We start from the raw sequence: 5,869 nt of genomic DNA, 5'->3' as shown, positions 1-5,869 counted from the left end.
CCACACCCTGTCGACCTTGGCATCAACTGGCTCCCTCCGCTGACGCGCTGCTTCTGTCTTTAATCGCTGCATAAGCGCATTATCAGGTAAAGGTGCTACCGCCATCGTGGGTACAGCTTCAGGCTCTTCAACTCCTGTAACATCTCCATTACGTAATTGACTAGCATAGTCACGAACCCCGCTAAACTGCCCAATTACCAGTGTGATGGCTAAACTGGCTACCACCCACACTGCACGTTTCACCCTACTCATCATACCTTCATCCTCCCGCTCGTTTGTCCACATTGTATGCGAGGAGGACAAGATCTATGACGTAGCAAACTATAGAAGCTCGTTTAGACACAGCATATGCATATGTATGAAAAAAGAGCCAGAAACGTAGCTCTGCCTCTTTCCAAAAGCTTAATTAATGCTATTCAAATCCCTTATCCTGCACATACGTATTGATTGCTGTTACTGTGGCTCGCAAAGCATAACTTAGGACTTTGCAGGAGCTTCAGCCGTCAATACTGCCTTACGCGACAAATTGACACGACCTTGCTGATCGATTTCAGTTACTTTCACCGTAATCGTATCGCCAATAGCAACGACATCTTCAACTTTGGCTACACGCTCAGTAGACAGTTGAGAAATATGAACCAGACCATCTTTACCCGGTAAAATTTCAACAAATGCGCCGAATTTTTCAATCCGTTTGACTGTACCGATGTAAATCTCGCCGACCACGACTTCTTTTACGATACCTTCAATAATGGAACGCGCCTTCTCATTCATCTCTTGATTTGTAGATGCGATGAACACACGACCATCTTGTTCAATATCGATCTTCACGCCGGTTTCTTCGATGATCTTGTTGATGATTTTACCACCAGCTCCAATAACATCACGGATTTTGTCCGGGTTAATGTTCATTGTCATAATTTTCGGAGCATACGGAGACAACTGCTCACGGGGTTTCTGGATCGCTTCCATCATTTTGCTAAGAATGAACAAACGCCCTTCTCTAGCTTGCTTGAGCGCATCCTGTAAAATTTTGCGGTCAATGCCGTCAATTTTAATATCCATTTGAATGGCAGTTACGCCTTCCGCTGTACCGGCAACTTTAAAGTCCATATCGCCCAGATGATCTTCCATGCCCTGGATATCGGTCAATACGGAAACATGATCTCCGTCCTTGATCAATCCCATAGCCACACCTGCAACTGGAGCTTTAATCGGTACACCTGCATCCATCATAGCCAGTGTGCTTGCACAAATACTAGCTTGTGAGGTAGACCCATTCGATTCCAGCACTTCGGAAACTAGACGGATCGTGTACGGGAATTCAGTTTCAGAAGGAATTACTTTGGAAAGTGCACGCTCACCCAGAGCACCATGTCCGATTTCACGACGACCCGGCGCACGCAAAGGACGAGCCTCACCTACGCTGAATGGAGGGAAATTGTAATGATGCATGAAGCGTTTAGTTTCTTCCAGATCGATACCGTCCAGAATTTGTACGTCTCCTAATGCACCAAGAGTACAAACGCTAAGCGCCTGTGTTTGCCCACGTGTAAATAAGCCTGAACCGTGCGTACGCGGCAAAATGCTAGTATCACTTTCAATCGGACGAATTTCGTCAAGCTTACGACCATCAGGACGCACTTTATCATGCGTAATCAGACGTCGGACTTCTTCCTTAACGATATCATAGAGAACTTCACTCACATCGCTTAACAGCTCAGGTGTCTCTATGTATTGTGCTTCAAAATGAGCAACGGTCTCTTCATTAACTGCATCAATTGCCTCTTGACGGGCATGTTTTTCTGCAATTTTAACAGCTTTCACCAAACGCTCAGCTGCATAAGCACGTACTTCACTGTTCACTTTTTCATCCACAGCATGCAGCTTAACCTGCATTTTCTCTTTACCTGCTACTTGCACCAATTGTTCAATAACTGCCACAATGTTCTTTATCTCATCATGTCCGAACATAATAGCTTCGAGCATAACTTCCTCTGGAATTTCATCGCCTTCTGCTTCTACCATCATAATGGCATCTTTCGTTCCGGCTACAACGAGGTACAGATCGCTTGCGCTCTGCTGTGCAATATCTGGATTAATTACAAATTGTCCGTCTACACGACCTACAGCAACACCGCCAATTGGTCCATTAAAAGGTACATCCGAAATACTGAGTGCTGCCGAGGTTCCAATCATGGCTGCAATTTCAGGTTCGCAATCCTGATCAACACTCATAACTAGGTTCAACACCTGTACATCATTTCGGAAACCTTCAGGGAACAATGGGCGAATTGGACGGTCTGTCAAGCGACTGGATAAAATCGCCTTTTGACTCGGGCGTCCTTCACGCTTAATAAATCCGCCAGGAATTTTCCCTACAGCATACAATCTTTCCTCATAGTTCACGGTCAGCGGAAAAAAGTCCAAATCTTTTGGTTCACGGGAAGCGGTCACAGTACATAGCACAACTGTTTCTCCGTAACTTACTTTAACTGCCGCATTGGCTTGTTTTGCAAGACGTCCTGTTTCAAGCACCAGCTTTCTTCCGCCGAGTTGCATTTCTACGCGTTGCTCCATGGTATCCCTCCATTTCATTTCATTGTAAAAGTTCTATACATATCCAGTATTTCCTGCGCAGGTCTTATTCATAAGAAGCCCAACAGACAAATTAGGAAATGTAATTCAAAAAAAGATTCCTCATTTCAAAAAAGAACCCGGCTGCTGTCCGCCGTCGCCTTAGCAGGGACAAGCGGTGAACAACCAGGCTTCTTTTCTCATTACATGTCTGAAAATTAACGACGCAGTCCGAGACGCTCGATCAACGCACTGTAACGTTTAACATCAGTCTTCTTCAGGTAAGCCAAAAGTTTACGACGCTGACCGACCATTTTCAACAACCCGCGGCGGGAGTGATGGTCTTTCTTGTGCGAACGAAAGTGACTTTGCAAGTTGACGATGTTTTCAGTAAGGATAGCGATTTGTACCTCAGGTGATCCTGTATCGGATTCATGAGTTTTGTACTCCTCGATCAATTGCTGTTTACGCTCTTGAGTCAATGCCATCCTGTTCACCTCCTTCATTATAATCGCCATTAGCCTCGTAACCGCCGGTGAAAGCGAACAACCAAGCTAAGGTTCATCGTTGTTTACACAACATAAGTCAGTATACCACAGCGCCTGTCTTATGTAAATAAATTAGCCCAACAGCTTTTTAGCCGTTTGTGCGTCATTACCAATTTGACTGACCAACTCATCCACCGAAGAGAATTTGCGTTCAGGGCGGATGTAATGATGAAGTTCAACGAGCACAGGCTCCCCATAAATTTGTTGATTAAAATCAAAAAGATGTACCTCAAACGACGGATTCAGCACACCTTCATGAAAAGTAGGCTTAACCCCTACATTCATTACACCATTTATCCAATGATCACCTACGAGCGCCCGTACAGCGTATACACCCTTAACCGGAATAACATAAGAATCATCCAGCTTAAGATTAGCTGTCGGAAAACCGATTGTGCGTCCGCGCTTTTCACCATCCATCACAGTACCCTGGATACGATAAGGGCGTCCCAACCAGCGCGAAGCATGTGCCAAATCCCCCGTCTGTAAGGCACGGCGAATGCCTGAGCTGCTTACCTTATCCCCATCCAGTTCGAATGGTGGTACAGTGTAGACAGACATCAGGTCTCCTCCCAGCTTCCGAAGCGTATCTTCGTGCCCGGCTCCCCGGTGGCCAAACCTAAAATCAAAACCTACTATAGCCGTTCGAATTTGTAATGGAAGCAACACATCAGTTATAAAATCCTCTGGGCTGACCTTGGAAAATTGTTCGTTAAAACTTAAAATATAAAGTACATCCACACCCATATCGGCCAAAATGGTCTGCTTGTCTGCAAGCGGTGTTAAATAACCTTCATAATCACCTTTTTTCATGACTTCCTTCGGATGAGGGTGAAATGTCATGACAGATACTGGCACTTTCTGTTCACGAGCGAGCGCGACGGCCTTGCGTATCACGCTTGCATGTCCCAGATGAAGGCCGTCGAACTGGCCGATCGCCGTGACTTGTGGACGTCCCCATTGCTGCAATAGCTCATCACTCAATGGATAAGATAACGATACGGTAATCATATTCATTCACCTGCATTTCACATCATTTGACTAACTTCGTCAAAAATTATAGCACAATTCATTGTGAAAAACGTCTTTAGGCATAATTTCACGGAAGCCTGACCGTGCCTAGGGGAAGTTTTCTGACGATTATAGAATGGTTTAGCTCCGCTGAGAATTTGTAAATTCTATACGCTTAAAAAAACTTTAATTGGGGCGATCGCACCTGTTTCATCCCGTCCATATATGCCTAAAAATGTTTTATCCTCTTTATACAGCCGGAAAGGTTGGCTGTCCGTTACCGGTGGTGAAACCATACTCAGCGACAAGCGTTGACCTTGCAAAGCTGCATCTGCCTTGGCTTCAGCCACTGTATGCTCGGGCATATAATCAATTGCTTTATCAGTAGCAATAAGCCGCTCACTCAAGCTGCCATCCGCTACATGGCGTTCAATTTCTTCGAATGTTAAACAATGTTCCGCAGAAATTCCCGCAGACATAGTTCGCTCCAGCTTAACCATCGTTGAAGGATATCCCAATTCACGGCCAATATCAACACATAGTGTACGGATATAAGTTCCTTTGGAGCATAAAGCACGAAAAGAAATATCCACGTGCGGTCCCATCTTCGTAAAACCTGTCATTTCCAGTTCGTAAATACTCACTTCACGACTTTTACGCTCCACGGTTTTGCCTTCTCGAGCCAGCTCGTATAAACGTTTTCCATCTACTTTGAGTGCAGAGTACATTGGAGGGACTTGGGAAATTGTACCAACAAAACGTTCCAAAACCGCTTTGGCTTCCATTTCGGTCACATCAACCGGACGTTCGCTCTCTTCTGTAATTGTCCCAGTCAGGTCTTCGGTATCCGTAGCAATACCTAAGCGCAGTGTAGCCTGATACTCCTTGGGCCGCTCTTGCATATATTCCACCACTCGGGTAGCGCGTCCCAGACACAACGGCAGTACACCGGTTACCTGTGGATCTAGCGTTCCGGTATGTCCAATTCGCTTCATCCCCAACAAACGGCGAGCCTTGGCCACTACATCATGAGAGGTAAATCCAGCAGGCTTATAGACAGGAAGAACACCTTCCCATACTGCCTGCCCCTTATTTATTGGATTCATAGCTCAGACTTCACCCGCCCTACAACGGTCTCGATGATATCTTCCAGCTTCCCCTCTACCCGACAGCCGGCCGCACGCACATGCCCACCGCCCCCAAAGGATTGAGCCAGCGCAGCTACATCAACATTCCCTGCCGATCTCAAACTTGCCTTGGCCGCTTGATCATTAATAACTTTAAAGAAAATGCCTACTTCAACCCCACTGATATTTCTTGGATAATTCACAATACCTTCCAAATCCTCATTTACAGCACCACATTCCACCATATCATCAGGTGTTACAACGACCCATGCAACTTTCCCATCCTCCGACATCGTGAGCGTTTGCAATGCCTTGGTCAGCACTTTCATTTGGGGAAATGTCATTTCCTCAAGTAATTTCTCGGACAAAAATGGACCATCCACACCGTAAGCAAGAAGCTGTGATACCGTAGACATCACTTTCGGTGAAGTGTTAGAGTAGCGGAAACCTCCTGTATCCGTCAGCAAACCGGTATATACAGCCGTTGCCACATCAACGTCCCAGGTTACTGCAAACTTTTCCAATAAATCAAACAGTATCTCCGCTGTTGCCGCAGCGTCCGACTTAATTACATTAACCGTACCATAAGCATCATTCGTTGGATGG

5 protein-coding genes and 1 pseudogene are annotated in these 5,869 nt (G+C 45.7%); all 6 read right to left on the bottom strand.

The genetic code is table 11. The features are described from left to right. Window positions 1-255: pseudogene (locus tag AC5V8P_RS22515) on the bottom strand (polysaccharide deacetylase family protein); the annotation flags it as partial. 222 nt (window positions 256-477) lie between these two features. Next, a complete protein-coding gene (gene pnp / locus AC5V8P_RS22510) occupies window positions 478-2,580 on the bottom strand; it encodes a polyribonucleotide nucleotidyltransferase (protein ID WP_063208875.1) in 2,103 nt (700 codons plus the stop codon). 215 nt (window positions 2,581-2,795) lie between these two features. Beyond that, a complete protein-coding gene (gene rpsO / locus AC5V8P_RS22505; RefSeq protein ID WP_007430074.1) occupies window positions 2,796-3,065 on the bottom strand; it encodes a 30S ribosomal protein S15 in 270 nt (89 codons plus the stop codon). Window positions 3,066-3,197: 132 nt separating this feature from the next. After that, a complete protein-coding gene (locus AC5V8P_RS22500) occupies window positions 3,198-4,136 on the bottom strand; it encodes a bifunctional riboflavin kinase/FAD synthetase (protein ID WP_064798086.1) in 939 nt (312 codons plus the stop codon). Between the two features lie 167 nt (window positions 4,137-4,303). Then, window positions 4,304-5,242: a tRNA pseudouridine(55) synthase TruB gene (gene truB / locus AC5V8P_RS22495; RefSeq protein WP_064798087.1), complete on the bottom strand. Its 939-nt coding sequence runs from the start codon at window positions 5,240-5,242 to the stop codon at window positions 4,304-4,306. Next, the coding region (locus AC5V8P_RS22490; protein WP_495473880.1) for a DHH family phosphoesterase at window positions 5,239-5,869 on the bottom strand (631 nt) is incomplete at its 5' end. The genes truB and AC5V8P_RS22490, both read right to left, overlap by 4 nt.

It is taken from the genome of Paenibacillus sp. N119s (assembly GCF_059447605.1).
This window is presented reverse-complemented; position numbering and strand designations above follow the sequence as displayed.